This is a genomic window from Blastomonas sp. UPD001, assembly GCF_003426715.1.
GTDB lineage: Bacteria > Pseudomonadota > Alphaproteobacteria > Sphingomonadales > Sphingomonadaceae > Blastomonas.
This window is the reverse complement of sequence record NZ_QKVT01000001.1, coordinates 1,168,745-1,195,512: the sequence shown is the minus strand read 5'-3', so window position 1 is coordinate 1,195,512 and position 26,768 is coordinate 1,168,745. Positions and strand designations below refer to the sequence as shown.

General features: G+C 64.5%; 29 protein-coding genes and 2 pseudogenes. 20 read left to right on the top strand and 11 right to left on the bottom strand.

Going from position 1 to position 26,768, the window contains the following annotated elements; genetic code table 11:
- Nucleotides 1-405: alpha/beta hydrolase (locus tag DM995_RS05915; RefSeq protein ID WP_157973274.1), on the bottom strand; the 405-nt coding region annotated here is incomplete at its 3' end.
- A gap of 490 nt (nucleotides 406-895) precedes the next feature.
- Here DM995_RS05915 and DM995_RS05910 point away from each other — a divergent pair.
- On the top strand, nucleotides 896-1,738 hold the full coding sequence (locus tag DM995_RS05910; protein WP_157973090.1) for a hypothetical protein: 843 nt from the start codon (nucleotides 896-898) through the stop codon (nucleotides 1,736-1,738).
- 57 nt (nucleotides 1,739-1,795) lie between these two features.
- Here the strand turns inward: DM995_RS05910 and bfr are convergent, their stop codons facing one another.
- From bfr to DM995_RS05895, 3 genes are all read right to left on the bottom strand, one after another.
- On the bottom strand, nucleotides 1,796-2,275 hold the full coding sequence (gene bfr, locus DM995_RS05905; RefSeq protein ID WP_023838360.1) for a bacterioferritin: 480 nt from the start codon (nucleotides 2,273-2,275) through the stop codon (nucleotides 1,796-1,798).
- Between the two features lie 147 nt (nucleotides 2,276-2,422).
- Complete coding sequence (locus DM995_RS05900; protein WP_066271165.1) at nucleotides 2,423-2,593, bottom strand: (2Fe-2S)-binding protein; 171 nt, start codon at nucleotides 2,591-2,593, stop codon at nucleotides 2,423-2,425.
- Nucleotides 2,594-2,658: 65 nt separating this feature from the next.
- Nucleotides 2,659-3,897, bottom strand: coding sequence for a DUF418 domain-containing protein (locus DM995_RS05895; protein ID WP_116968805.1), 1,239 nt, complete (start codon nucleotides 3,895-3,897; stop codon nucleotides 2,659-2,661).
- Nucleotides 3,898-4,775: 878 nt separating this feature from the next.
- Here DM995_RS05895 and DM995_RS05890 point away from each other — a divergent pair.
- The 8 genes from DM995_RS05890 (at nucleotide 4,776) to add (ending at nucleotide 11,554) form a co-directional block, all read left to right on the top strand.
- Nucleotides 4,776-5,339: a TetR/AcrR family transcriptional regulator gene (locus DM995_RS05890; protein ID WP_157973089.1), complete on the top strand. Its 564-nt coding sequence runs from the start codon at nucleotides 4,776-4,778 to the stop codon at nucleotides 5,337-5,339.
- Nucleotides 5,340-5,482: 143 nt separating this feature from the next.
- Nucleotides 5,483-6,400, top strand: coding sequence for a haloalkane dehalogenase (locus DM995_RS05885; RefSeq protein WP_116968803.1), 918 nt, complete (start codon nucleotides 5,483-5,485; stop codon nucleotides 6,398-6,400).
- A gap of 17 nt (nucleotides 6,401-6,417) precedes the next feature.
- Nucleotides 6,418-7,326: a YghX family hydrolase gene (yghX, locus tag DM995_RS05880; protein ID WP_116968802.1), complete on the top strand. Its 909-nt coding sequence runs from the start codon at nucleotides 6,418-6,420 to the stop codon at nucleotides 7,324-7,326.
- A gap of 141 nt (nucleotides 7,327-7,467) precedes the next feature.
- Nucleotides 7,468-8,901 (top strand): cytochrome ubiquinol oxidase subunit I, encoded by a 1,434-nt coding sequence (locus DM995_RS05875; protein WP_116968801.1) that lies wholly within the window; start codon nucleotides 7,468-7,470, stop codon nucleotides 8,899-8,901.
- The gene (gene cydB / locus DM995_RS05870; protein WP_116968800.1) at nucleotides 8,898-9,899 is read left to right on the top strand and encodes a cytochrome d ubiquinol oxidase subunit II; all 1,002 of its coding nucleotides are present in this window, start codon (nucleotides 8,898-8,900) and stop codon (nucleotides 9,897-9,899) included. The genes DM995_RS05875 and cydB overlap by 4 nt, the downstream gene beginning before the upstream one ends.
- Nucleotides 9,899-10,042, top strand: coding sequence for a hypothetical protein (locus tag DM995_RS05865; protein ID WP_023838353.1), 144 nt, complete (start codon nucleotides 9,899-9,901; stop codon nucleotides 10,040-10,042). Before cydB ends, DM995_RS05865 begins: the two co-directional genes overlap by 1 nt.
- Nucleotides 10,043-10,066: 24 nt before the next feature.
- The gene (locus DM995_RS05860; protein WP_023838352.1) at nucleotides 10,067-10,624 is read left to right on the top strand and encodes a phosphoribosyltransferase; all 558 of its coding nucleotides are present in this window, start codon (nucleotides 10,067-10,069) and stop codon (nucleotides 10,622-10,624) included.
- 108 nt (nucleotides 10,625-10,732) lie between these two features.
- Nucleotides 10,733-11,554 (top strand): adenosine deaminase, encoded by an 822-nt coding sequence (gene add / locus DM995_RS05855; RefSeq protein ID WP_232824096.1) that lies wholly within the window; start codon nucleotides 10,733-10,735, stop codon nucleotides 11,552-11,554.
- Nucleotides 11,555-11,563: 9 nt separating this feature from the next.
- Here add and gpmA read toward each other — a convergent pair whose 3' ends face one another.
- Together gpmA and DM995_RS05845 are read right to left on the bottom strand one after the other, a co-directional pair.
- Nucleotides 11,564-12,250, bottom strand: coding sequence for a 2,3-diphosphoglycerate-dependent phosphoglycerate mutase (gene gpmA, locus DM995_RS05850; RefSeq protein ID WP_116968799.1), 687 nt, complete (start codon nucleotides 12,248-12,250; stop codon nucleotides 11,564-11,566).
- 177 nt (nucleotides 12,251-12,427) lie between these two features.
- Nucleotides 12,428-13,834 (bottom strand): cytochrome P450, encoded by a 1,407-nt coding sequence (locus DM995_RS05845; RefSeq protein WP_116968798.1) that lies wholly within the window; start codon nucleotides 13,832-13,834, stop codon nucleotides 12,428-12,430.
- Nucleotides 13,835-14,019: 185 nt separating this feature from the next.
- On the opposite strand from DM995_RS05845, the gene DM995_RS05840 reads away from it, so the two are divergent.
- The 7 genes and pseudogenes from DM995_RS05840 to DM995_RS05810 all read left to right on the top strand — a co-directional run bounded on the left by DM995_RS05840 (nucleotide 14,020) and on the right by DM995_RS05810 (nucleotide 17,999).
- The gene (locus DM995_RS05840; RefSeq protein WP_116968797.1) at nucleotides 14,020-14,217 is read left to right on the top strand and encodes a hypothetical protein; all 198 of its coding nucleotides are present in this window, start codon (nucleotides 14,020-14,022) and stop codon (nucleotides 14,215-14,217) included.
- 154 nt (nucleotides 14,218-14,371) lie between these two features.
- Nucleotides 14,372-15,364 carry an LLM class flavin-dependent oxidoreductase gene (locus DM995_RS05835; RefSeq protein ID WP_116968796.1) on the top strand — a complete coding sequence of 331 codons (993 nt, stop codon included), beginning with the start codon at nucleotides 14,372-14,374 and terminating at the stop codon, nucleotides 15,362-15,364.
- A 4-nt stretch (nucleotides 15,365-15,368) separates the two neighbouring features.
- Nucleotides 15,369-16,061 carry an RluA family pseudouridine synthase gene (locus DM995_RS05830; RefSeq protein WP_116968795.1) on the top strand — a complete coding sequence of 231 codons (693 nt, stop codon included), beginning with the start codon at nucleotides 15,369-15,371 and terminating at the stop codon, nucleotides 16,059-16,061.
- Nucleotides 16,054-16,461, top strand: coding sequence for an alternative ribosome rescue aminoacyl-tRNA hydrolase ArfB (arfB, locus tag DM995_RS05825; protein WP_116968794.1), 408 nt, complete (start codon nucleotides 16,054-16,056; stop codon nucleotides 16,459-16,461). Before DM995_RS05830 ends, arfB begins: the two co-directional genes overlap by 8 nt.
- A gap of 24 nt (nucleotides 16,462-16,485) precedes the next feature.
- Nucleotides 16,486-16,968 carry a free L-methionine (R)-S-oxide reductase MsrC gene (msrC, locus tag DM995_RS05820; RefSeq protein ID WP_116968793.1) on the top strand — a complete coding sequence of 161 codons (483 nt, stop codon included), beginning with the start codon at nucleotides 16,486-16,488 and terminating at the stop codon, nucleotides 16,966-16,968.
- 139 nt (nucleotides 16,969-17,107) lie between these two features.
- A pseudogene (locus tag DM995_RS22150) lies at nucleotides 17,108-17,530 on the top strand (RcnB family protein); the annotation flags it as partial.
- A gap of 88 nt (nucleotides 17,531-17,618) precedes the next feature.
- On the top strand, nucleotides 17,619-17,999 hold the full coding sequence (locus tag DM995_RS05810; protein ID WP_232824094.1) for a glycine zipper domain-containing protein: 381 nt from the start codon (nucleotides 17,619-17,621) through the stop codon (nucleotides 17,997-17,999).
- A 3-nt stretch (nucleotides 18,000-18,002) separates the two neighbouring features.
- Here DM995_RS05810 and DM995_RS05805 read toward each other — a convergent pair whose 3' ends face one another.
- The 4 genes from DM995_RS05805 to DM995_RS05790 form a co-directional block, all read right to left on the bottom strand.
- Complete coding sequence (locus tag DM995_RS05805; RefSeq protein WP_116968791.1) at nucleotides 18,003-19,103, bottom strand: Rv3169 family protein; 1,101 nt, start codon at nucleotides 19,101-19,103, stop codon at nucleotides 18,003-18,005.
- Complete coding sequence (locus DM995_RS05800) at nucleotides 19,097-20,203, bottom strand: phosphotransferase (protein WP_116968790.1); 1,107 nt, start codon at nucleotides 20,201-20,203, stop codon at nucleotides 19,097-19,099. The genes DM995_RS05805 and DM995_RS05800 overlap by 7 nt, the downstream gene beginning before the upstream one ends.
- Before the next feature lie 107 nt (nucleotides 20,204-20,310).
- Nucleotides 20,311-20,790 (bottom strand): DUF1465 family protein, encoded by a 480-nt coding sequence (locus tag DM995_RS05795; RefSeq protein WP_023838340.1) that lies wholly within the window; start codon nucleotides 20,788-20,790, stop codon nucleotides 20,311-20,313.
- 113 nt (nucleotides 20,791-20,903) lie between these two features.
- Nucleotides 20,904-21,101, bottom strand: coding sequence for a YdcH family protein (locus DM995_RS05790; RefSeq protein ID WP_031318208.1), 198 nt, complete (start codon nucleotides 21,099-21,101; stop codon nucleotides 20,904-20,906).
- Between the two features lie 205 nt (nucleotides 21,102-21,306).
- On the opposite strand from DM995_RS05790, the gene DM995_RS05785 reads away from it, so the two are divergent.
- Entirely contained in the window at nucleotides 21,307-21,465 is a 159-nt protein-coding gene (locus DM995_RS05785) for a YdcH family protein (RefSeq protein ID WP_023838338.1), read from the top strand.
- Between the two features lie 132 nt (nucleotides 21,466-21,597).
- On the opposite strand, the gene DM995_RS05780 is transcribed toward DM995_RS05785, so the two are convergent.
- Complete coding sequence (locus tag DM995_RS05780; RefSeq protein WP_232824092.1) at nucleotides 21,598-22,731, bottom strand: DUF5694 domain-containing protein; 1,134 nt, start codon at nucleotides 22,729-22,731, stop codon at nucleotides 21,598-21,600.
- Between the two features lie 132 nt (nucleotides 22,732-22,863).
- Here DM995_RS05780 and ptsP point away from each other — a divergent pair, with 132 nt between their 5' ends.
- From ptsP to DM995_RS21705, 3 genes and pseudogenes are all read left to right on the top strand, one after another.
- Nucleotides 22,864-25,146, top strand: coding sequence for a phosphoenolpyruvate--protein phosphotransferase (gene ptsP / locus DM995_RS05775; RefSeq protein ID WP_023838336.1), 2,283 nt, complete (start codon nucleotides 22,864-22,866; stop codon nucleotides 25,144-25,146).
- A gap of 166 nt (nucleotides 25,147-25,312) precedes the next feature.
- A complete protein-coding gene (locus DM995_RS05770; RefSeq protein WP_198669267.1) occupies nucleotides 25,313-26,209 on the top strand; it encodes a helix-turn-helix domain-containing protein in 897 nt (298 codons plus the stop codon).
- Between the two features lie 154 nt (nucleotides 26,210-26,363).
- Nucleotides 26,364-26,768 (top strand): annotated as a pseudogene (locus DM995_RS21705) (tetratricopeptide repeat protein); the annotation flags it as partial.

The following is a 26,768-nucleotide window of genomic DNA, read 5'->3' as shown; positions in this document are numbered from 1 at the left end:
CGCGAGCCGATAATCGACCGCGATCACCGGCAGGTCCATCTTCGCCGCCAGCTCGGTGCAATAGGGGTGGTGTGTCTCCAGATCGCCGATGACGAAGCCGCCGCCATGGAAGAACATGATCGCCGGGCCCGCCTCGCGGCTTTCGCGCGCGTCGTAATAGCGCAGCGGGATATCGCCTTTCGGCCCGGGGCAGGTCAGATCGCGGATGATCGCGAGCGGTGTGGGATCGGCATCGCCGACCATGCGCATCATGCGATAGGCTTCGCGCGCATCGGCGGGCGCCATCTCGTTCATCGGTGGCGCGCCGGCGGCCGACATCATCGCCAGCAGCATCGCAACGTCGGGGCGGACGAAGGGCCCGTCTGCCGTCGTGATTTCGCGCTCGATCTCCGCAGTATCGCTCATCCTCGCAACTTCCTCTCGTTCTGATTTAATCGGGAGGTTAATGGCAGATCCGCACCCGGTCTACCGCGAAATTCTGCCGCGTCTGCCTTGCTTTGCTGCGCCGTTGCGGTCAGGCGCGGGCGAAGCCAAGTCCTTACGCCCCCGAAGCAGTCCATTCGCAAATTCGGGGCAAGCATCGCGGTAAATCAGGTGCACGGGCACTCAGTTGCCACAGGCGCCCTATTTCATGGCCCATTACCTGTGTCTGTGACCAGCCGTTTCTGCAGAAACTTGCAGATTGTTCTGCAGCATTATTCATCTAAAATGAATATTAAAGCTTCTTGATAGACGGTGTGGAAGTGATATTCAGATGGGGGCTTTGATTTGCGATCTTCAGGTGCAGTATCGACCGGTTTCAGGGCCGGTCGTCTGGTCAGGCAAGGAGCCGCTTATGAGATATCGGAAATTTCTCGCTGCTTTGGCATTGGGGTCTATGCTGGCAGGTCCTGTCATGGCTCAGTCTGCGGCAGACGAAGACGAAACCATTGTCGTCACCGGGACCCGGATGACCCGCGGCCAGGCGTTCGAAATGGCGCGGCGCTATACGCGGGCGGTTCTCGCGGTGCCGCAGGCCGACCAGAATGCGCGCTGGGCAGACCCGCTGTGCATCGGCGCCATCGGATTGCGTCCGGAAGTCGCGGTACCGCTGATCGACCGGATCGAGGCCACGGCGCGCGATATCGGGGCAAGGGTGGCCAGCGGTGATTGCGCGCCCAACGTGCTGATGATGTTCGTTCAGGACAGCGATGCCGCCTTTGCCATGTTCGAGCAGAAGCGCCCGGACCTGCTGCAGACATCGACCAAGGACCAGCGCCGTACGCTCTCACAGCCCGGCTGGCCGGTGCGCTGGTTCTATGGGCAGGTGATCGAAGGGCTCGGCGGGCGAGGTGCTTCGCCCAATGCATCGGGTCTGGCGCAGGCTCCAGGGGCACTGATGGACCTGCCGGTGCTCAATGAGGGGGCGCTCAGCAGGATTAACAGCCCTGCTCAACTGAGCATCAAGGGCGTTACCATCCTGGTCGATGTGCCGCGCGTGGCGAACGTCTCGTTCGATGCCCTGAGCGACTATCTGGCGTTCGGTATCCTCTCCCGAACGCGTCTCGATGCCGCCCCGGACGCCAGCAGCATCGTATCGCTGTTTCAGGTGGAGGCGCAGGACAGGCCGGCGGGTATGACCGATCTCGACCGCGCCATGCTCAAGGCGCTGTACAATATCCCGGTAAACCGCAGTGCTGCGGTCCATCGCAATCAGATGGCCAGCGAAATGGTAAAGGTAATTGCGGCGGTGCAGTAATCCTCTGACGTCGGGGCATGGCCGGGGACGGATCGCGCCCGCCCCGGCTCGTGGCGGTCAATCCTCGACCGGGCTCGACTGCAGCTGGATATAATTGTGGATGCCCATGCGCTCGATCAGGTCGAACTGCGCTTCGATCGTGTCGACATGCTCTTCCTCGCTCTTGAGGATATAGGCGAGCAGGTCGCGCGTACCGTAATCGCGGACGCTCTCGCAATAGGCGATGCCTTCCTTGAGGAGCGGGATCGCCTCGTTTTCGAGCGCAAGATCGGCCCGGAGGATTTCCTCCACCGTCTCGCCGATCTTCAGCCGGCCGAGCAGCTGGAAATTGGGCAGGCCATCGAGGAACAGGATGCGGTCCGCCAGCTTGTCGGCGTGCTTCATTTCGTCGATCGATTCCTCGTACTCGTATTTGGCGAGCTTGCTGATGCCCCAATTGGCCAGCATCTTTGAATGCAGGAAATACTGGTTGATCGCCGTCAGCTCGTTCTTGAGCGCGTCGTTGAGAAATTCGATGACCTTGGGGTCGCCCTTCATGATGGTGCTCCTGTAACCGCATGGCTCGTCCCGGCTTATGCGGATGTGATGATTTCAGGAGCGCACAATAGCGCCGTTTTGTACGGAAGGGAAGCCGCTGCAGCGCGGGAAATACTTGAATTTCAACCGGAATTTAGCAGGCTATTGCTAGGCGGTCGCAGTTTCCCTGCTGATAATGCTTTGCGCAAACGACAGGCACTGGCCGCATTTGGGACGCCGACCGAGCCGGGCGTAAACCTCTGCGGGGCGTGCCGCGCCATCGCGCAGGGCGTCCTTCAGATCCTGTTCCCGAATCGCATTGCAGATGCAAACAACCATGCGTCTCTCCTGTCATCGCGGAGATAGCGATATTGAGAACGCATCGCAACAGTCTTTTTGCGATTCTATCGCAAGCGCATCGGCTGGAGCTTTCGGCGGGCGAGCGAACGCCACAGCCATTCGGCCGGTCCGAAACGGTAGCGCTCGAGCCAGGGCTTCGACCATGTCAGCATGATTCCCCAGGCGGCGAGCACGAACAGCATCGCGGTCGCGCGATCGATCTGGCCGAACAGCCCGAGGCCCCAGCCATAGAAGATGAAGGTCATGAGCAGGCTGGTGCCGAGATAGTTGCTGAACGCTGCGCGGCCCGCGGCCGCGACGCGCGCGATCAGCGCATGGTCGCGGTAAGTGACCGCCAGCCACAGCAGCGCCGCCGCCCATCCGACGGTCATCACCACGCGAAAGGGAAAGGAAAAGCTGAAAAAGGCGCCAAAGGTGATGACCGTATCGAAGCCGCTGAGCATCACCCAGACGGCCAGGGCGATCATGAGCGGGAGGCCGATGGCAAAGGCGCGCAGGGCGATCTTCCTGTATAACGCGGGCTGCCACAGACCCAGGATGAATCCGCTTTTCAGCATCGCCATACCCAGCAGCATCATCGCCAGTGTGTCGAGCGTGAAGAAGATGAGCGTGCTGGCGAGTGAGCCGGGAAAAATCGCAAGATGGTGCTGCACGATGGTCAGCCAGCCGCTGCGATAGGTTTTCAGGCTCTCGGCAATCTCCTCGGTCCCGGGCTGGCCGAAGCTCGCCAGCATCTCCTGCGTGCCCTTGATCAGATCCGGGTCGGCGCCGGGTGCGGCGGCCTGGATCGCCTGCCACCAGCCGCCGCCGACCATCACCAGCGTGATCAGAAAATAGAGCACATAGAAGATGATCGCCCAGCGCAGCAGCTGCTTCACGTCCTTGTTGACGAAGAGCAGCGCAAGCGTGCCGCAGATCGCATAGGGAACCAGAATGTCGCCCCACCACAAGAGAATGAAATGCGCGGCGCCGATCACGAACAACCAGGCCATCCGGTTGAGGTGCACGCTGCGCGGGTTCTGGCCCGAAGCTTCGGCGCGCTGCATCACCAGCAGCATGCTCGCGCCGAACAGGACGCTGAACAGCCCGCGCATCTTGCCATCGAACAGCACGAAATTGACCGCCCAGACCCCGGCATTGAGCGGATCGGTGCCGCCCCAAGCCGCAGGGTTCACATAGCCGGCGTCGGGCATCGAGAAGCCGACGATGTTGAGCAGCAATATGCCCATCACCGCAAAGCCGCGAATGGCATCGAGCGTGAGGTGACGGTCTGTCTGCGTCATGGCCTTGCCCCCTTCTGGTGGACCGCATCTAAGCCCCGGATCCGTGCCAATAGCTGTAACATGCTGGCAGCGTGCTGCAATGGCCGAAGGGCAGGGGGCTCGCCAGGGGCAATGCGTCGGCTATCCGGGGCGACCGGACCCGAGTGGCCTCTAGACCGACCAGTCCAATTGCGGCGGTCCCGGAAGACCATCCGGTCGGGTGGCAAACCGGATGGTCCAGCCCGGCAGGTCCCATCGGGTGGTCGGACAGGCCGTTTCGGCGCTTCCGAGGGGCTTGTCGGGTGCCCTTCGGGGGCCTTTTGCGCGCTGAAAGCGAGCGATTGGACCGTCTGGTCGATGGATAAATGGTTAATGGACCAGTCGGACCAGACATCACGGTTCTGACCGGACCTCTGGTGGAGCGATCGGTCCGGGCAACGCAGGCAAGGATTTGGTAAACTTGGTTAACCGATAAACGCGACGCCTTTATCTCTTGTTTACCTTTATGCCCCTTCAAAAAACACTCGCAAAAGCAGTCAGTTATACGCTAGAATTTACAAGGCTTCGAGGCTGCTCTCGCAATGCTGGCCCCGTAGCCCGTTCCGTCGCTTTTGGACCAGTCGTCCCATTATCCAAATTTAAACGCGTGTTTACCGATTTATGAACGGAGATTACCTACAGGTTGCCAAAAAGTTAATACGCCTGGGCACCAAAATAACGGAGAGAGCATGCCTTTTTGCGGGCCTCGGCCGGTCAAATGGCGGCCCTTGGGCCCTGCGCTGCTTGGAAAAAGGCCCTTGGCTTGACAGCCTCCGGCACCCCGCTAGACTGGTCGGTCTATGCTGGCCTTTTTGCTCGATCCTGCCGCCCAATCCGGCCCTGCCGATGGGGCATCCGACATGCACCCGACCCGTAACCGGCTGATCAGCGTCGCGACCCGCCTGTTCCAGCAGCGTGGCTATCACGCGATCGGGCTGGCCGAGATCCTGGCGCTGTCGGAAACACCCAAGGGCTCGCTTTACCATCATTTTCCAGGGGGAAAGCCCGAACTGGCCGAAGCCTGCGTTGCGCGGATCGCGGAATCCTCGCTCGCCGCGATCGACCGGCTGTCGGGCAGCGGGCTCGATATGATCGGATTCTTGCGGCGTCTGTCCGAGGTAACGGCGGCGTGGCTGCAGCGAACCGATTGGCTCGATGGCTCGCTGCTCGCGGTGATCGGGCAGGAGCAGGGCGGGGCCAATGGCCCGCTCAGCGAGGCGGTACGGATCGCCTATCAGCGGATCGAGATGCGGCTGGCGCGCTGGCTGATGGCCGAAGGCATCGCGGTGGCGCGCGCGCGCGACATGGCCGCGACGATCATCGCCGCGCAGGAAGGGGCGCTGGTGCTCGCGCGCAGCCGCCATGACGCCGCGCCGGTTACCCTGGTCAGCGATATGCTGTGCAGCATGGTCGAGCGTGGATAGCTCGATTTTCCGCGCTTTTTCGTGGCTGGACCGATCGGTCCGGTCAGCATTCCCCTTGGCCTAGCGGTTTCGTCATGCGCTCGTGACGCCGCTGCATCGGGGCACGAAACAGGGCAAAAGGCCAGGCAGAAGGAGAGGCGATCATGACCATTCAAGCATTGCGGACCCCGGATGAGGCGTTCGCCGCCGTACCGGATTTCGACTATCCGGTGCACTATGCCGATGATCTGCCGGGCTATGAGGGACTGCGCGCCGCCTGGATCGACGCCGGGCCTGCCGATGCGGACCGCGTTTTCCTCTGCCTGCACGGCGAACCGAGCTGGTCGTTCCTCTATCGCCGGATGATCCCTGTCTTTCTTGAAAGCGGGGCAAGGGTGGTCGCGCCCGATCTCTTCGGCTTCGGCCGTTCGGACAAGCCGGTCAGGCAGCAGGATTACAGCTTCGACTTTCACCGCAACCATCTGTTGCGGCTGGTCGAGCGGCTCGAGCTTCGCAACATCACTCTGGTGGTCCAGGACTGGGGCGGGCTGCTGGGGCTGACGCTGCCGGTGGACGCCGGTTTTGCAGCGCGCCTCTCGCGGCTCATCGTGATGAACACCGGGATAGGGCAGGGCGAAAGCCCCGGCCCCGGTTTCGATGCGTGGAAGAATTACGCCCTCTCGACGCCCGATCTTCCGGTAGGGCGGATCATCGCGCGCGGCACGCCGCATCTGACCGAACAGGAGATCGCCGCCTATGACGCGCCCTATCCGGGGCCGGAATACAAGGCGGGGGCGCAGGTCTTTCCCGCGCTGGTGCCCGTTTCGCCCGACATGCCGGGCGTCGAGCATGGCCGGGCGGCGGCGCGGTTCTGGTCCGAACGATGGTCGGGCGAGAGTTTCATGGCGGTCGGCGCGGCGGACCCGGTGCTGGGCACAGAGCCGATGGCGCGGCTCCGATCGCTGATCCGCGGATGCCCCGAACCGATGATCATTCCCGATGGCGGCCATTTCGTGCAGGAATGGGGGGAACAAATCGCCCGCGCCGCGCTTGCAGCTTTTGGCGACCTGCCGCCTGCCTGATCGAGAGAGGATCATCGATGACCGAGACCAGCACCCCCCGCCGGATGCGCGCCAGCGATTTCGACCCGCATATCCTCGAGATTTTCGATGGCTATGTGCACGGCAAGCTGAGCAAGCGCGAATTCATCTGGCAGGCCGGGCGTTATGCGGCAGCGGGCGTGACGGGTGCGATGATCCTGAGCCAGTTGAGCCCCGATTATGCGCTCGCGCAGCAGGTCGCGCCCGACGATCCGGCGATCCGCACCGAGCGGGTGGAGTACAAGAGCCCCGAGGGGCATGGCACGGTAAAAGGTCTGATGGCCTGGCCCGCCAGCGCGAAGGGCAAACTGCCTGCCGTGCTCGTGGTGCACGAAAATCGCGGGCTCAATCCGTATATCGAGGATGTCGTACGGCGTCTGGCCAAGGCGGGCTATCTGGCGCTTGGCCCTGACGGCTTGACGTCATTGGGCGGCTATCCCGGGACCGATGACGAGGGCCGCACAATGCAGGCCTCGCTCGATCCGGCGAAGCTGATGGAGGATTTTTTCGCCGGCTTCGAATTCCTGCGCGATCACAAGCAGAGCACGGGCAAGGTCGGCGTCACCGGCTTCTGCTATGGCGGCGGCGTTTGCCATGCTCTGGCTGTCGCCTATCCCGATCTCGCCGCCGCCGCGCCGTTTTACGGACGCCAGGCCAGGCCCGAGGAGGTTCCCGCGATCAAGGCACCGCTGCTGATCCACTTTGCCGAGAATGACGAGCGGGTGAACGCCACCTGGCCGGCCTGCGAGGCAGCGCTCAAGGCGAACAACAAGGTCTACGAAGCGCATTTCTATCCGGGCACCAGCCATGGCTTCCACAATGACACCACCCCGCGCTACGACGAGGCGGCGGCGAAGCTCGCCTGGGAGCGGACGCTGGCGCATTTCAGCAAATATCTGAAAGCGTGACCCATCGCGCGCCGCCACGCTTGGACAATCTGTCGCATTGTGGCATCCTGCCCCCTGTCATAGACATGTGACAGGGACCGGCCGCTGGCCGGCAAGCCCCGCCACAGGTTCGGCGGCGGAGCGAGACGGGAGATCGCGCCGATGTTCGACGGTTTCGACGCGCTGTTGCTGGCGCGGATCCAGTTCGCCTTCACGGTGAGCTTCCACTTCATCTTCCCGGCCTTCTCTATCGGGCTTGCGAGCTATCTCGCGGTGCTCGAGGGGCTGTGGCTGAAGACGAACGACGACACCTATCTCGACCTGTTCAAATACTGGCGCAAGATCTTCGCGATCGCCTTTGCCATGGGCGTCGTTTCGGGCATCGTGATGTCCTATCAGTTCGGCACCAACTGGTCGGTCTTTTCGGACAGGACCGGACCGGTGATCGGCCCGCTGATGGCATACGAGGTGCTCACCGCCTTCTTCCTCGAGGCCGGGTTCCTCGGCGTCATGCTGTTCGGCATGGACAAGGTGGGCCGCAAGCTGCACTTCACCGCGACGCTGATGGTCGCGGTCGGCACCTTCATCTCCGCCTTCTGGATCCTCAGCGTCAACAGCTGGATGCAGACCCCCACCGGCTATGAGATCGCCGCCAATGGCCAGTTCGTGCCGGGCGAGAGCTGGCTGGCGATCATCTTCAACCCCAGCTTCCCCTATCGGCTCGTCCATACGGTGATGGCGGCGTACCTCACCACCGCGTTCGTCGTCGGCGCGGTCGGTGCGTATCACCTGCTCAAGGACAAGGCCGATCATCGCGCGCAGCGGATGTTCTCGATGGCGATGTGGATGGCAGCTTTGGTCGCCCCCTTGCAGATCTTTGCGGGCGATATGCACGGGCTCAACACGCTCGAGCATCAGCCGGCCAAGGTCATGGCGATGGAGGGGCATTACCAGAGCCATCCTGATGGCGCGCCGCTGATCCTGTTCGGCATCCCGAACAGCGCCGAGCAGCGCGTCGACTATGCGGTGCAGATCCCCAAGGCGTCGTCGCTGATCCTCAAGCACGATCTCGACGCGCCGCTTAACGGGCTCGATACCGTGCCCGAAGCCGAGCGGCCCCCGGTCGGCATGGTGTTCTGGTCGTTCCGCGTGATGGTCGGCATCGGCTTTGCGATGCTCGGGATCGGGATGTTCAGCCTGCTCGCGCGGGTGCGAGGCCGGCTGTACGACTGGCCGTGGCTGCACCGGCTGGCGATGGTCATGGGGCCATCGGGCTTTGTCGCGGTGATCGCCGGCTGGATCACGACCGAGGTCGGCCGCCAGCCCTATACGGTGTATGGCCTGCTGACTACGGCGGACAGCGTCTCGCCGCTCGCCGCTCCTGCGGTCGGGGCATCGCTGGTCGCGTTCATTGTCACCTATTTCATCATGTTCGGGGCAGGGACCGCCTACATCCTGAAATTGATGAGCAAGCCCGCGACCGGGCACGAGGAAGCCGCCGCATCGGGCCCGCTGCGCAGCGCCGGGATCACGCCCGCGTCCGCCGACAGCACACAGCGCGGCCGCAGCGGCACCATGATGGAGGAGGGGGCATGACCATCGACCTCACCATCGTCTGGGCGTTCATCATCGCCTTTGCCGTGTTCGCCTATGTGGTGATGGACGGGTTCGATCTCGGCATCGGCATCATCTTTCCGGCGCTCGGGCGCGGGGCAGAGCGCGACAAGGCGATGAATTCGGTCGCCCCGGTCTGGGACGGCAACGAAACCTGGCTGGTGCTGGGCGGGGGAGGGCTGCTCGCCGCGTTCCCGCTCGCCTATGCGATCATCCTGCCCGCGATCTATCCGCCGATCATCGCGATGCTGCTCGGCTTGGTGCTGCGAGGCGTGGCGTTCGAGGGCCGCTGGCGCGATCCCAGTCACCAGCCGTTCTGGGATTTTGCGTTCACTGCGGGATCGCTTGTCGCTGCCTTTGCGCAAGGCGTGACGCTGGGCGCGCTTCTGCAGGGGGTCGAGGTCGAAGGGCGCGCCTATGCCGGCGGCTGGCTCGACTGGCTCAGCGCCTATTCGGTGCTCACCGGCATCGGCACGGTGATCGGCTATGGCCTGCTCGGCTCGACCTGGCTGATCATGAAGACCGAAGGCCCGGTGCAGGATCACGCCTTCCGGATGAGCTGGAAGCTGTTTCCCGCAACCCTCGCCGCGCTCGGCGCGGTCAGCCTCTACACCCCATTTCTGGAGGCCGAATATTTCGCGCGCTGGTTCACTTTCCCCAGCGTGCTGTTCTCGGCGCAGGTGCCGCTGCTCGTCGCCGTCATCGCTTTCCTGCTGTTCCGCTCGCTGCGGCTGCGCCACGATTATGCGCCGTTCCTGCTGACGCTGGGTCTGTTCCTGCTAGGCATGATCGGGTTGGGGATCAGCATGTTCCCCTATGTCGTGCCCGACGAGGTGACGATCTGGGACGCGGCGACGCACCCCAGCAGCCAGGCGTTCATGCTGGTGGGCACCCTGTTCATCGTCCCGCTGATCATCGGCTATACCGCCTGGGCTTACTGGGTGTTCCGCGGCAAGGTGGGGGACGAGGGCTATCATTGATGCTTGGCGATAGCGATGATCCCGATCGCGGCGACGCCCGGCCGCTCGGCCAGAAGCTCGGCTGGATGGCGGCGCTCTGGTTGATCTCGGTCGGAGTCGTCGGGACGGTTGCCTATGCGATCAGATGGTGGATAAACGGCTGACCCCTAACGCGAGTCCGCCGCTCCATGTCGATCGAGAAACACTATATCAGCGCCAATTCCCTGCTCGAAGACAGCTATCGCCTGGCGATGCAGGTCATCGAGAGCGGGTATCAGCCGACGCATATCGTCGGCATCTGGCGCGGTGGCGCGCCGGTGGGCATCGCGGTGCAGGAGTTGCTCGAATATCATGGCGTCGATGCCGACCATATCGCGATCCGCACCGCGAGCTATTACGGCATCGACCAGCAGAGCAAGGACGTGCGCGTCTATGCTCTCGGCTATCTTGTCGACACGCTCAGCCCCGAGGACCGGCTGCTGGTGGTCGACGACGTGTTCGACAGCGGCAAGTCGATCCAGGCCTTCATCCACGAACTCGCCGCCAAGTGCCGCTACAACATGCCGCACGACTGGCGGATCGCGACCGTCTATTACAAGCCCTCACGCAACCAGACCGACATGACGCCCGATTATTACGTGCACGAGACCGAGCAATGGCTGGTCTTCCCGCACGAGATCGTGGGCCTCAGCGTCGAGGAAATCCGCATGCACAAGCCCGGGGCGGGGATCATATTGGGGGAGTGAAGCGGGTTGTCTGGTTCGTCATTCCCGCGAACGCGGGAATCCCGCTTCCTGGTTGGTGAGAATAGCGGGACCCCCTGAGTTCACGGAACAAGTGCAACACCTGCTAAGATGGTGTTGCCGGTGCTGCTCAAGCAGCAGGATTTCTACGACCTGACCTGGGCCTATCTCGAGCGCGCGCATGCCGACCATGTCCGCCATGTCGAGATCTTCTTCGATCCGCAGGGCCATACCGAACGCGGCGTGCCGTTCGCTGATGTCATCATCGGCATTTCGGACGCGCTGGCCGATGGCGAGAAGCAATGGGGGATCACGTCGCGGCTGATCCTATGCTTCCTGCGCCATCTCGACGAGGCAAGCGCCGAGGCGACGCTCGACGAGGCTATTCCCTATCTCGACAGGATCGCAGGCGTGGGTCTCGATTCTTCCGAAGTCGGCCACCCGCCGAGCAAGTTCCGCAACGTCTTTGCCCGCGCGCGCTCGCTGGGGCTCAAGGTCGTCGCGCATGCCGGCGAGGAAGGACCGCCCGAATATGTTCACGAGGCGCTCGACATCCTCCATGTCGACCGGATCGACCATGGCAATCGCGCGCTCGAGGACGAGGGGCTGGTCCAGCGGATCGTAAGCGAGGGCATGACGCTTACCGTCTGCCCGCTGTCGAACCTGAAACTGTGCGTGATCGACGAGATCGCCCAGAGCCCGGTCAAGCGCATGCTCGAGTCCGGCATCCGCGCGACTGTCAATTCGGACGATCCCGCCTATTTCGGCGGCTATGTGAACGCCAATTACCGAGCGATCGCCTCCGCGCTCGATCTCGGCCGCGCCGAGCTGCGCACGCTCGCGGCAAACAGCTTCAGCGGGTCGTTCCTCGACGAGGAGGCGAAAGCGCATCTGCTGGCCGAGATCGACCATTACGACGCGCATTTCGCCTGATCGTATCGCTCAGCGTTCGCTGAGATAATAGCGCTCGACCTCGGCCAGATTGTCGTCGAGCTGATAGACGATCGGCTGGCCGGTCGGGATTTCCAGACCCGTGATCGCGTCGTCGGCAATGCCCGACAGGTGCTTGACCAGCGCGCGCAGCGAATTGCCGTGCGCCGAGATGATCACGCGCTTGCCCGCCTCGAGCTCGGGTGCGATGCGGCTTTCCCAATAGGGCAGCACGCGCGCGATCGTGTCCTTCAGGCTCTCGGTATTGGGGATCGCGATCCCGGCATAGCGGCGGTCCTTCGACAGGTCGAATTCCGATCCGGCGTCGAGCGGCGGCGGCGGAATGTCGAAGCTGCGGCGCCAGATATGCACCTGCTCGTCGCCGTGCTTGGCCGCGGTCTCGGCCTTGTCGAGGCCGGTCAGCCCGCCATAATGGCGCTCGTTCAGCCGCCAGTCCTTCTCGACCGGCAGCCACAGCCGCTGCATCTCTTCCAGCGCCAGGTTCAGCGTCTTGATCGCGCGGGTCTGCAGCGAGGTGAAGGCGATGTCGAAATCTAGCCCCTTGTCGCGCATCAGCCGCCCGGCGGCGCGCGCTTCCTCCGCGCCCTTCTCGGTCACGTCGACATCCCACCAGCCGGTGAAGCGGTTTTCCAGATTCCATTGCGACTGGCCGTGACGGATAAGGACAAGCTGCGGCATTTCGGGCGTCTCCTGTTGCGATTGCGTGCGCGTTTAGCGCAGGCGCTGCCCCGCGCAACCCCCGTTCTCTATCGTCATTCCCGCGAACGCGGGAATCCCGCTTTGGCAGAGCAGGCGTGCAGGAAGCGGGACCCCCGCCTTCGCAGGGGTGACGAGCAATCTTGTGTTCGTGGGCCGTCAGATCCGCTCGAAGCGCACCTTCAGTCCGTCGCGCGGCTGGGGGATCGGCCAGGCCTGCCATTCAGGGGCATAGCCCGGCTCGGTCACGATGCGGTGCTGGCTCAGGATATGGTGCAGCAGCACCTTGATCTGCATATAGGCAAAGTGCAGCCCCAGGCACATGTGCGCGCCGCCGCCGAAGGGCACCCAGGCATATTTGTGCCGGTTGCGCGTCGCTTCGGCGGTAAAGCGCATCGGGTCGAACCGGTGCGGCTCGGGCCAGTGCTCTTCCTGCTTGTGGGTAAAGGCCGCGCTGATGCTGACCGGGGTTCCGGCAGGGATGCGATAGCCGCCGAACTCGAAGTCCCTGAGCGCGCGGCGCGGGGTGGAAGGCACCGGCGGGATCAACCGCAGCGCTTCCTTGAATGCCATTTCGGTGAGCTCGAGATCGGGCAGCGAATCATAGGGCATCGGGGTGCCCGCAGGCGCATGCTCGAGCAGTTCGGCGCGAATCCTGTCCTGCCATTCGGGGTGCCGCGCGAGCAGCCAGATCAGCGAACTCGCCGAAGACGTGATGGTGTCGTGCGCCGCCATCATCAGGAAGTTCATGTGATCGACCACCTCGTCGGTGGTGAGCAGGCTGCCGTCGTCGCGGGTGGCGCGGCAGAACTGGCTGAACATGTCCGGCCCCTGCTGCTCACGGCGCTTCTGCACCTCGGGGGTGAAATAATCGACCAGGAACTTCCGCCCCGCGACGCCCCGGCCCATCTTGGTGAAGGGCAGCGGACGGCGGACCACCCCGATCGAGGCCTGCACCATGTCGACAAACGCCTTGTTGATCTTGTCGGCTTCGGGCCCCCAGGGAATGCCCAGGAAAGACGTTGCCGCAAGGTCGAGCGTCAACTTCTTGATTTCACTGTAGAACAGGATGTCGCGGTTCGACCATTCTGCGACGCGCGCGGCGATGCCTTCGTTGAGCTTTTCCGAATAGTGCCGCATCGGGCCGGGCTTGAACGCGATGGAGAGCGCTCGGCGGTCGGCGCGGTGATGGTCGAAATCCATCAGCATCAGCCCGCGCGGAAACAGCAGGTTGAGCACCGGACCCCAGCCCTGTTCGGACGAGAACAGCTTGTCGCGGTCGAACAGCACCAGCTCGTTGGCATCGGCCCCGAACAGCGCGACCTGGCGGCGGCCAAAGGCATTGGTGCGATAGACCGGTCCGTATTTCTCCCGCATCTCGTTGCCGAACTTCTCGGGATCGGCGAGCATCCTGAAGGTGACGCCGACGACCGGCAGGCCATCCTCGCCCGGAATATGATCGAGCGATCCCGGGCCGGGCATGCGCGTCCAGTGCGGATTGCCGCTGTCGCGCTGGATGGTGTGATCGGGGAACATCTCGCGCGGGGGAGCAATCACGGTGGCCATGGGGGAATCCTCTGCTCGGTTTTGATCGCTCCATAAAATATCAACTGACATGGATGTTAGCAAGCGATCCGTCGCATCCGAACCGCCATTCATCGTTAATTCAACTGGGGGCTTCCATGAACGAAACATCGGAGCCCCGCTCCGGCGGCCCGCCGCGCCCGGATTGCGGCTTAGGGGATGATGCGTTGAACCCTGTTTCCTTCCTGCAGAATGCGCGCGCCGGCGCGCTTCGCATTGCAACCCTGGCGCTGGGCGCGGCGTCGCTGTCCGCCTGTGCTTATGGCTATGGTGACTATGGCGGCTATGGCAGCCCGGCTTCACGCCGCCGCCGCGCGCCGAGCGACCGCCACGGGCAGAACGGCCGCAGCGCCCGCCGCAGATGATCGAGCGGACCTCGCCGCGCGGCCCTGCCAGCGTCCCCAATCGCGATGGGGTGCGACAGCAGGACGTGCGCGAAGACTGACGCTGGAGGGTTTTAACCGGGGCGGGTGACACCATGGGCTTGTGACCCGCCCCGAAAGCCCTATTCTTGAGGGCATGACGCTTTTTTCGCTTCTCGACCAGTCGGTGCGCTTTGCCGATGTCCCCGCCCAGGCTGCGCTGGAGGCGACACTCGAAGCGGCGCGGCTCGCCGATTCGCTCGGCTATCACCGGCTCTGGGTGTCCGAACACCATGCCAGCCGCTTCCTGTGCGGCAGCGCGCCGGAAATCCTGATGGCAGCCATCGGGGCGCATACGAAGCGCATCCGGCTCGGCTCGGGCGGCGTCATGCTGCCGCACTACAGCGCCTACAAGGTTGCCGAGCAGTTCGCGGTGCTCAGCAATCTCTATCCGAACCGGATCGATCTGGGGGTCGGTCGGGCCCCGGGCGGCGAGATGCGCGTCGCCGCAGCATTGTCCGCCCCGCACCCGCCATCGTTTCGCGAGTTTCCGCAACAAGTCGCTGATCTGGTTGGGTATCTCGGCGGTGACCTGACCGAGCCAAGGCTGAGTCCCGAGCCCGCGGGCGATGTCCCGGTCTGGATCCTCGGCACCAGCCCCGACAGTGCGATGCTGGCAGGTGCGCTCGGCCTGCCTTACGCGCTCGCGCTGTTCATCAATCCGCAAGCCGGCCCCGAGCTCACCGATCTGTATCGCCGCCATTTCCGGCCGAGCGCGCAGCTCGCCGAACCCTATGTGATGTTCGCGACCACCGCCTTTGCCTGCGACGATGCCGGCTATGCCGAGCTCCTGCGCAAGAACTACTTTCTCAACATCGCACGGCTGCTCGGCGGCGGGACGCAGCCGGCGGTGTCGCCCGAGGAAAGCCGCGACATCGGTTTTACCGAGCGCGAGGCAATGATCATCGGCGCGCAGGCGCGGATCGCCGCCTTCGGCACGCCCGACGCGGTGCGAAGCAAGGTGCTGGCGCTGGCCGAAGCCTTTGGCGCCGATGAGGTGATGATCTCGTGCAACGCCTATCACCAGCACGACCGGCTGCGCGCGATCGAGCTGTTCGCGCAGAGCATGGCGCTGGCCGAAGCGGCCTGACGTCATGCCGCCGGCCTTTCCCGATTTCTGCGCCGAGCAAGCGCTGCCGTTCAGCGATGGCGAGGCCCTGGTGATCGACAAGCCGGCGGGGCTGCCGGTGAGCCGCCCGCGCAAGGGCGGGCGCAGCCTCGAGGACTTCCTCCCCGCGCTGCGCTTCGGCTTCCAACGCGAACCTCAGCCGGTGCACCGGCTCGATCAGGACACGTCGGGATGCCTGTTGCTGGCGCGCCATGCCAAGGCGCTGAAGCGCTTCGGCGCGGCCTTTGAAAGCGGTGCGGTGAGCAAGGTCTATTGGGGCGTGATCGAAGGCTTGCCGGAAGAACAGAGCGGCACCATCGACCTGTCGCTCGCCAAGACGAGCAGCGCAGCCGACGGCTGGCGGATCGTGCCATCGCCGGAGGGGAAGCGTGCGGTGACGCACTGGCGGCAGATCGTGACGGTCGAGGGAAGGACGCTGATCGAGTTCCGTCCGGAAACGGGCCGCACGCACCAGATCCGCGTGCACGCGCTGCACGGCCTGGGCCAGCCGCTTGTCGGCGACCCGGTCTATGGCCGCAGCGATCCGGCGGGGATGATGCTCCACGCCGCGCGCCTCACGCTGCCGCGCGACGGCAAGCCGCCGATCGCCGCCAGCGCTCGCTTGCCCGATCGTTTTCGCAAGCTGGGCTTTGCCGAGCCGGAGGATGTTGATGGCTGATATCCATATCCCCGACCATGCCATTGTTTCCGAACGATTCATCACCGCATCCGGGCCCGGTGGGCAGAATGTCAACAAGGTGGCGACGGCGGTGCAGTTGCACGTCAACATCTTCGCGCTCGGCCTGCCGCCGCTGGTGTACAGCCGTTTGCGCGCGCTCGCGGGCAGCCGGATCAATCAGGATGGCGAGCTGGTGATCCAGGCGCGCAGCCACCGCACGCAGGAGGCGAACCGGCGCGAGGCGCGCGAACGGCTTGCCGCCTTGCTCGCCGAAGCGCATGATCTGCCGGCGGTTCGCGCCAAGTCGCGCCTCAACCGGGTCGGCAAGACCGAGCGGCTGGCAGGCAAGAAGAACCGTTCCACCATCAAGAAGAATCGCGGCCGCGTGAGCTTCGATTGACTCCCAATTATCGGACTTAAACCCATGTATGCATTCGATATCGACCCCGACGCTCCCAAGGCACAGCTATATGACGACCTGCATTCTGCCGCCATGGCGCTGGTCGAGGGCGAGCCCGACGGTATCGCGAACATGGCCAATGTCGCGGCGCTGATCTGGCAGTTCCTGCCCGATCTCAACTGGTCGGGCTTCTATCGCATGGTCGAGGACGAGCTGGTGCTCGGCCCGTTCGTCGGCAAGCCCGCGTGCATCCGCATCGCCTTGGGCAGCGGCGTGTGCGGCACGGCGGCGGCCAGCGGCGAGACGCAGCGGGTCGAGGACGTCCATGCCTTTCCCGGCCATATCGCGTGCGATGCGGCGAGCCAATCCGAACTGGTCGTTCCGGTTCTACACGACGGCCAGGTCACGCATGTCATCGATCTCGACAGCCCCCGCACTGGACGGTTCGACGCCGAAGATCAGGCCGGGATCGAGCGGCTGGCCAGGAGCCTGGCCGGGCGGATTTAACCCGGCCTTTACCCTGACGCCGCGTCTTGCCCCAAATTGAAACAGGGGCGTCGCTGCGCGCCGGTTTTACATTCGCGCAATGGTGCGCTCGCCTTGCAAATGCTAACAAAGGCTTAACAAATCCGGGCCGGAATGCGCCATGATGCGCATAGCCGATCCGGATCGCCTGGTGTTTGCCCAAGGGGAGTTAACCATGAAGAGCCGCGCCTTTGCTATGATGCGCCATGCCGCGATCGGAGCCAGCCTGCTGGCGGTCGCTGCCACTGCCATGCCCGCGCAAGCCGCCGATTCGGCCCTCAAGCGCGCGGCATCGGGCTGGTTTGCGCTGAGCCAGGCCAGCGCGCTCAAGGGCACCGCGGTAGTGCGTCCCGGCTATGGCCTGCGCTTCCCCGTCGGAGCGCCGGCCTATGTGCGCCCGTTCCGCGGCTTCATCCTGCCCCGTGTCTGGATCGCGCCGACCTATTACATCGCCAACTGGCAAGGCTATCGCCTGCCGCGTCCGGCGCCGGGCTATGGCTGGTCGCGCTATTATGACGATGCGGTGCTGACCGATCGCCAGGGCCGGGTCTATGACACGGTCCAGGGCGTCAACTGGCAGGCCGCGCCGGGAACGGCGACCACGGTGGTGCAGCAGACCTATTCGCCCGATTATGACCCCTATAATTACGACGACAGCCTGCTGCCTTGCGGGCAACCGCATCGCCGGACGCGGCAACCGCACTGGCGGAACGCTGATCGGCGCGGGCGTCGGCGCGCTCGCGGGCATGCTGATCGACAAGGCCGAGGATCGCGAGCGCTGCAAGCGCCTGCTCGCGCAGCAGGGCGCGGTGGCTCCGGGCCAGCCCGGCGGTTATCCGCCGCCGCCTCCGGGCTATTATTACTATTACCCGCCGCCGATCGTCACGACGATCACGATCACCCCGGGCAGTTGCAACTGCAACGAGACCGTGGTGGTGACCGAGGGTGCACCCGCGCATCATGCTCCGGTGGTGCATCACCGCAGCAAGAACGTGCGCGTCTATCGCAAGTGATGTTTAGCCGCTGACCGGCGTGTCGACATAGCCGGTCAGCCCCCAGGGATTGTAGGGGCCGAGCACGAGCTGCTCGAACGTGCCCATGCCGCTCTCGCCATCGCTGGTGGTGACGCGGCAAAGGATCTGCACGTGCAGATTGCCCATATCGGGCGCGAGCGGATCGAGCGCTGCGAGCTCGAAATCCTCGCGCTCGACCGCCAGCGCGCCGTGGTGAAGGCCATGGCCCCAGCGCGGGCAGGTATAGCCCAGGCCCCGCATCTGGAAGCGTTGCACGGGCTCGAACCTCACGGTCAGCGGCCCGTTCTCGGTTTTGATGGCAAGCTCGCCGCCCGACGGCCAGCGGGTGCCCGGCTGGTGATGCGTGACCATGCGCGCGGCGGGGGTCTCGGCAAAGCCGTCATGCGCCGCGCCATCGGGCGCGATCGCCGCGCGCGTGTTCCAGGGCGTGCCGCTGCGGTGCGCGTTGACGTGGAAGAACAGGCTGCGCGTTTCCAGATTGACCGGGGTCCATTGCCAGAAGAAGCACGGCTGGCGGCTGGCCGAATGCGGCTGCATGTCTGCCGCGCCCACTGGCCGCACGCCCCAGCTGCGGTCGCGCGTGCCGCTGCATCCGGGCGCGACCTCGATCCGCTCGCCATCGACCTCGATCCAGCCGGTATAATGGCCGTTCTGCGTCATCCGGGTATAGTCCATGAAGGTGCGCGGACCGTTGCGGAAGGTGAAGCGCGGCTCCTCGATGGGGAAGGCGCGCCCGGTAAAGATGAGGTCCGCCCTGATCCCCTCGCCATCGACCTGCACACGCAGCAGCTTGAGCGGCTCGATGACCTCGATCCGGATCGGTCCCACCTGGAGGTCCATCCGCTCCATACCGAGTTCGCGCGAGGCGTGAAGATTGTGCTGCACGCCATTGCGAATGCACGAGAAACTGGCATCCGCGATATCGAGATGCGGGTAGACGCCAAAAGCCAGCGCGAAAAATCCGCTGCCGTCGGGATTGTAGCCGTTGAAGAAATAGCGGTCATAGAAATTGCGGTCGGTGCCCGAATAGGCAATCGGTTCGGCGGTCTGGTGCAGCGGAAAGTCATCACCCTTGGTCAGCATGGGCTTGTCTCCGCTCGCTTTTCCGAGTGGCGCAGCAGCGCGCCGATGCTGTCATGATCGCGCGCGAGGCTGCACGCGCCGCGCGCCATGGACAGGAAATTGGCATCGCCGCGCGCGGTGCGCTCGACAAAGGCGGCGCTGAACACCGCCGTCGACAGGCCCGACAGCGCGCCGATGCGGTAATCGTCCCAGATGTCCGCACGCGACCGCGCGACGCCCAGCCGTGTCATCTCGGTGCAGTAGAGCTCGACCAGTTCGTCCTCATGCGCGCGGCGCATATCGCCGCCGATGCCGGTGCCGAGAAAATAGCCCAGATCGCTGGTGCCGCCGCCGATGCCGCAGGTCTGCCAGTCCACCACCGCCATGGGTTCTTCGCCGCCGCGAATGTCGAACAGCATGTTGTCCAGCCGATAATCACCATGGACGATGCAGCGCGTTGCCGGAGTGAACTGGAACCAGGTGGCGCAATGCGCTGCGAGCTGCTCGCAGATGTCGAGATATTCGGGTTCGATCTGGCCGGCATAGCGGTCGCGGAACATGGCCTGCGCGCCCGGATAGGCCTGGATGATCCATTCGCGCGCCGCTACATCGGGTTGCAGCCAGTCTTCGTCCAGCATCGCCAGCCCCTCGGTGGAGGCGTGCAGCAGCGCCATCTGACGGATCGCGGCGCGCGCCTGGTTGAGCGTGCAGGGTGCCAGTTGGTTGCCGACCTGCGCCGGGCTCAGGTCCTCGAAGAGCAGGATGAAGTTGCTGCCCGTATCGTCGATCTGCGCGCAATAGGCCCTGGGCACGCGCATCGGGATCAGCGGGGCGACGCGGGCATAGAAATTGACCTCATGCAGGTAGAGCCGCAGCTGCGCCGCCGTCGCGCGGCTGGTAGCATCGCGCGAGGGCAGCTTGGCGGCTACCGAGCCGGGGGCGTGCGGGGCGGGGCGATCATAGCTGAGGGCGATCCTGACCGTATCGCCGACCTGGCCGGTGCCGATCGGCGCGACGTCGATTGATGCGATCTGTGCGCCATCGAGCGCGTTGGCCGTGTCGAGCGCAGACTGCAACCAGTCGCGGCTGATGTCTTCCGCCCGGGTAGGAAAACCCTGCATCGCTCTCCTTTCCGCCGGATCGCGTCCGGCGTCTGTTTAATCGCACGATTAAACGAGCGTGGGCGAATTGCAATCGGGCATTTCAAGGAGAGAGCGTGTGTCCCGGCTCAGGCGAGCTCGCTGGCCAGGCGCGCCTGCATCTGGTGCACCATCGGGTGCATCGCCTGGACTTCGGCAAATCCCAGCCGGTCCGCCTCGAGCGATCTTTCCAGCCGCACCAGCCGATCGAGCAGATGCTGTGTTTCGTGCACCAGTCGCTGTGCCTCGGCGGGCAGGCGGGCGACGACAAAGGGATCGCTGCTGCTGCATTTGCCGAGCGAGCGGCTGCGCCCGCGCAGCTGGTGCTCGGAAAGCTCGCCGGCAAAAAAAGCCTTCTGGTTGAGCAACCAGGCGATCGAGTGCATCAGCCGCGTGGTCACGCGCAAAGACTCGCACGACATGTCGATGCGGATCTCGTCCTGCTGCGCGACTCCCTGCTGCTCGGCCGTCAGTTCGAAATAGGAGCGAGCCTCGTCGGCCAGCACCATCGCCTCGACATAGAGCGACTCGACCAGCTTGGCGGTGAAAGGGGATTGAACGCTTTCCATGGGCGTTATCTGCCAAATCCGCGCGGGACTGCACAGCGCAAAGACATGGTTAAGCCGCCAATCCGGGGCTTTGTGTCAAGTCGGAACACCCGTCCCGTCAGGCGTGAACCCGCTCAGGCGATGATATCGGGGATCAGATAGTCTTCGAGGATCGCGATCTGGTCGCGGAGCAGCAGCTTGCGCTTCTTGAGCCGAGCCAGCTGCAGCATGTCGGGCGTGCCGCCGTTGCTGAGCGCGACGATGGCATGATCGAGGTCGCGATGTTCGATGCGCAGCGAGGCCAGCTTCTGCCGGACTTCTTCCTCTGTCACATCCGCGCCCTTTCCCCACCACAGCCCGGCCCGGAAAAGGCACGGAATCGCCATAGCGCAGGCACAAGGCCTGCCGGTTATCGCGGTTATGGAATGTTTCGCCGCAATGCAAGCGCGCCTGTGCATAACGCCACAGACAGGCCGGAAATTTTATGTTTAGATCATCCCCCCAAGATGAGAAGGCAACGAGTCGAAGGAGACATACATGCTGAACGACAGTCATACCGAAGCCCTCAAGGCCAAGCATGCTGGTATCGAACGGATGATCCACGACGAAGAACGCCGACCTGCGCCCGACACGGCGCTGATCGCCAAGCTCAAGAAGCAGAAATTGCGCATCAAGGAAGAGATCAGCCTGCATTGATCGGCTGATCTGATTACCGCGGTTGTCGGCCGGGGGGCCTGGCGACCGCAAAACCGCCCGGCGCGCCTGCAAGGTCTTTTGTCGACCGGGGGCAGAGCGCGCGTCGGGCGACGGGGGCGCAGCTTGCCGCTCTTATCGCAGCACCGCCAGCGGATCGACCAGCCGGACATCGTGCATCTGGTCGAGATAGGCCTCGTAATAGCCCTTGTGCGACGCTCCCACGACGGTGAGCATCCGCGTGCCCGGATAGCGGCCCAACACGTCGCGCATGTTCGCGACCATCCGCAGGTTCCGCGTTTCCCAGAAGCCCAGATACTGGCGACCAAAGCCCTGCGGCGAAGGATCGGCGAGTGCTGCGCCGAAATCCGATCTATAGGCCAGCATCGGGCCATCGGGTGCATTATAGGCGCGATACAGGTTCAGCATGCCATCGGGTTGCTCCAGGCGGGCCTCCAGCGCATCGCTCATCTGCCTGCGCATTCGGGTGGCCGGATTGTCCCAGGCGGTGGTGATGGCCTGTTCGAAGGCCTTGCTCTCGGCGGGGTCGCTGGGTGGGGGTGTATCGGCGCTGTGGTCATCCACGCTCCACAGCCGCTCCAGTCCGAGCTTCGCCGCCAAGGCCGCCGCGATCTGATAGGTCTCGTTTCGGCGTGCCAGCATCTTGTCGAGCGATGCGACCAGGGGCTCGGTCAGGCCATCGGCTGGCTTGCGGTCGCCGGGGGCCAATCGCAGCCATTGCACCATCGCCGAACCGGGTTCTCCCGCCGCGAGCAGGATCGCGGCGAGATGCCGCCGCTCGGCGGGCGATGGCGCCGCCGGCCAGTTTGCCAGCAGACGCTCGGCCTCGGCATTGGCGGCGGGCACGTCCAGCCCGGTCGCTGCGGCTGCCGCCGATGGGTCGAAGCAATAGTCCCTGACCGTTTCGGCATAACGCTGCGGATAGCGGCGAAGGCTGTCGCATTGCAGGCCCGACAGGTTCTCGGTCGCAATGGCGCTGGGCTTCCAGGCGGCGAGGCGATCGAGCAAGGGCGCGAGCAGGGCGCCCAGCTTTGCGGGCGTGATGTTGTCGGGCAACCCGGAAAGATGGGGTGTGGCGAGCACGAGCACCTCGTTCGGCGCACCCTGGGGCGGTCCCTTGAGCGTGTCGGGATGAAAGCCCTGCCGATAGTCCTGCGCCGCAACCGGCGCCGCAGCGGCGAGGCTCAGCGCAGCGGCGAAGGGGATGGCCCATGCAGGCCGACGGGTGTCACGCGAATGATCAGGCAAGGCAGCCTCCCAGCACATTGTGTATTGCTGTGTTGCTACACTGTAGCAATCAAGCCGTCCATCGCCAAATCACCCCCAAAACGGGTGGTTGCCCGGATGGCGCGCCGCGCCGCTGCGTGCTAGACCGCTGGCATGTCCGAAGCCCAGATCAACGCTACGCTTGCCGCCCGCAACATCCTGACCCGGCTCCACGATGTGATGGCCGCGCGCACCAACGCGCAGGCCAAGCTCAACCAGGTGGTCGACATCATCGGGGATTCGCTGAACAGCGAGGTGTGCTCGATCTATCTTTTGCGCGAAGGCGTGCTCGAGCTATTCGCGACGCGCGGCCTCAACCAGGAGGCGGTGCACGTCACCAAGCTGGCGCTCGGACAGGGGCTGACCGGCACGATCGCCAAGAATGTCGAGACGCTGAATCTGGCCGAGGCGACCGCGCATCCCGATTTCCAGTATCGCCCGGAAACCGGCGAGGAAAAGTTCCACAGCTTTGCCGGCGTGCCGATCGTGCGGATGGAGCGCGCGGTGGGCGTGCTGTGCATCCAGCATGTCGAGCCGCGCCGCTATCTCGAGGTCGAGATCGAGGCGATGCAGACGGTGGCGATGGTGCTGTCCGAATTGATCGCCAATGCCGGGCTTGTCGATGCGCAGGGGGCGTTCGACGGCGGTGCGGAGCTGACGCATTCGCAGCGCGAGATGGGCTTTCCGCTGGTCGCGGGGCTGGCCAGCGGCAAGGCGGTCTTCCACCAGCCGCGCATCACCATCGAGCATGTCGTCGCCGAGGATGTCGAGGCCGAGCGCCAGCGCGTCTATTCGGCCTTCATCAAGATGCGCGAGCAGATCGACAAGATGGCGAGCCAGGCCGAATTCGGTACCGGCGGCGAGCATGACGAGGTGCTCGAGACCTACAAGATGTTCGCCTATGACGAGGGCTGGTCGCGGCGGATCAACGAGGCGATCGACAGCGGCCTCACCGCCGAGGCCGCGATCGAGCGCGTGCAGCAGCGCACCCGCATGCGGATGCGGCAGATCGACGACCCGCTGCTCGCCGACCGGATGCACGATCTCGAGGACCTGTCCAACCGGCTGCTGCGCATCGTTTCGGGCCAGATCGGCACCGCCGCGCAGATGGGATTGAGGCAGGACACGATCCTGATCGCGCGCAATCTGGGTCCGGCCGAACTGCTCGAATATGACCGGCGGCGGCTCAAGGGCGTGATCCTCGAGGAAGGGTCGCTGACCGCGCACGTCACCATCGTCGCGCGCGCGATGGGCATCCCGGTGATGGGCCGGATGCGCAACATCCTGCACCAGGTGCGGCAGGACGACCATCTGCTGATCGACACCAACGAGAATTCGGTGCTCATCCGACCCGCACCGCAGGTGATCGAGGCGTTCGAGGCCAAGTTCCTGCGCAGCCGCGAAAAGCAGGCCGCCTATGCGGCGCTGCGCGATGTCGAGCCGCGCACCAGGGACGGAACGCGCATCGACGTGCTGATCAATGCGGGCCTGCGCGACGATATCGCGCATCTCGCGGTGACCGGGGCCGATGGGGTGGGGCTGTTCCGCACCGAGTTCCAGTTCCTCGTGTCCGCCACGCTGCCGCAGCGCGAAAGGCAGCTGCGGCTCTATCGCGACGTGCTCGAGGCGGCGGGCGAGAAGCCGGTGATCTTCCGCACCGTCGATATCGGCGGCGACAAATCCTTGCCCTATCTGCGCGAAGATGGACCGGGCGAGGAAAACCCCGCAATGGGTTGGCGCGCGGTGCGCGTCGCGCTCGAGCGCGACGGGCTGCTCAAGGTGCAGGCGCGCGCGCTGATCGAGGCGGCGGCCGGGCGCACGCTGAACGTCATGTTCCCGATGATCGCCGAACCCTGGGAGTTCGATGCGGCGCGCCAGGTGTTCGACGACCAGCTCCTGTTCCTGAAAGGGCGAAAGAAGCTGCTGCCCGACCGCATCCGGTTCGGCGCGATGCTGGAAGTGCCTGCGCTTGCCGAGACGCTCGACATATTGGGGCCGAAGATCGATTTCCTGTCGATCGGCACCAACGACCTGACCCAGTTCCTGCTGGCGGCGGATCGCGCACATCCCAAGCTCGCGCAGCGCTATGATTGGATCTCGCCCGCCATCCTGCGCTTCATCCGCCGCGTGGTGAAATCGGTCGAGCCGTACAGCATCGACCTGACCGTGTGCGGAGAAATGGGCGGGCGGCAGCTCGAGGCACTGGCGCTGCTTGCGGTGGGCATTCGCCGGCTGTCGATCACCCCTGCCGCGGTGGGGCCCATCAAGGCGATGGTACGCTCGCTCGACCTGCAGTCGGCGGCTGCGAAGATGGACGAGATGCTGGCTTATCCCCCTGCCAATATGCGCGAGGTGCTGCAGGATTGGGCCATTGCGCAGGGCGTGGAACTGGGCTGAGCCGCAATCCTTTGCGCTCGTGCTGGCATGTCACCGATGTTACACCTGTTTTCATGCCCCGGAAGGTTAAGAATCGGCCAATTGCGTTGACTTCGAGGTTGGTTCATGTTTCTCCCCCATGGAGCGAAACAGAATAACCGGGGCCACCCGGATCGGGAGCGCAAACGTGTCCGACACGGCCAATAACGCGAATGCTGCGTCATCCGACGATGGTGCGACGACGGGTGACCTGTTCCCCCCAGCGCATGTCGGTGAACGGCTGGCTGCGGCTCGTGTGGCGCACAATCTGGCGCTGAGCGATATCGCTTCGCGCACCCGCATCCCGATGCGCCATCTCGAGGCGATGGAAGCGGGCAAGTTCGAGACGCTGCCCGGTCGCACCTATGCGATCGGCTTCGGCAAGGCCTATGCGCGCGCGGTCGACCTGCCCGAAGAGGAGATTGCCCAGCAGATTCGCGTCGCGCTGGGCGGTGCGTCGCATGTCCCCACGCGCGAGGTCACCCAGTTCGATCTCGACGAGCCGAGCAAGGTCCCGTCCGCCAAGCTGGCGCTGCTCGCCGCGGTGACGGGGGCGGTGATCCTGCTCGCCGGTTTCGGAATCTGGCGCAGCTATCTGTTCCCGGCGGCCAATGTCGAGGAACTCGCCCAGGCGGCCGACGCGGCATCGGCGAGCGATGCGGCGCCCGCCAGGCCCAGGCCTGCTGGCGCGGTGTCGACGGCGCCGGCGGTCGATCCCAAGGCCGAGGTCGTGTTTACCGCGACCGAAGACAATATCTGGATCAAGTTCTACGATGGCGAAGGCAAGCAGCTGATGCAGAAGCAGATGGCGCTTGGCGAGCAATATGTCGTGCCGGCCGACGCGGTCAACCCGCAGGTTTGGACCGGTCGACCCGACGCATTCGAGATTACCGTGGGTGGACGCACGGTACCACCGCTCGGCACATCCGAAATCGCGGTCAAGGACGTGCCGGTGACCGCGGCCGCGCTGATGGCTCGCCCCGCCGCTCCCGCTCCCGCTGGAGAGGCGTCGCAGGCAGGCACGTCGGCGACGACCGAGGGCTGAAAGCAGGCCGGCATGCCAGGCCGCAAGCGGCAATTTCAGTCAACCGCGGTTCAGTGACGTCATGACATTCAATTTTTGCCGCGCGGCTTTGACGAATGCCGCGACGGCCTTATAGCTTGCACCGCATGATGTTTCTTTCGAGCTGGAGCCCGACATGATGATCGCCCGAATTTCTCCCGTTTTTCCGCGTCGGATCGGTCGTACTGCCCGGTTGCTGGCGGGCACGATGGTCGCGGCGCTGATCGCTTCGGCCAGCCCGGCGGCCGCGCAGGCGGCTCCGCTCGAGCCGCGCGTGAAGAAGCTGGAATCGGAAATGCGCGCGGTGCAGCGCAAGGTGTTTCCGGGCGCGTCCGACCGGTTCTTCGAGCCCGAGATCAGCGCCCCGGCAACGACACCGACGCCCAATGGAGTCTCGGCCAGCGCGCCGCTGACCGACCTGCTGCAGCGGGTCGACACGCTGGAAACGCAGATCACCCGGCTGACCGCGCAGACCGAGGAGAACGGGTTCAAGATCGGCCAGCTCGAAAAGCGCCTGTTGCAGCTCGAGGAGCAGGCGAAG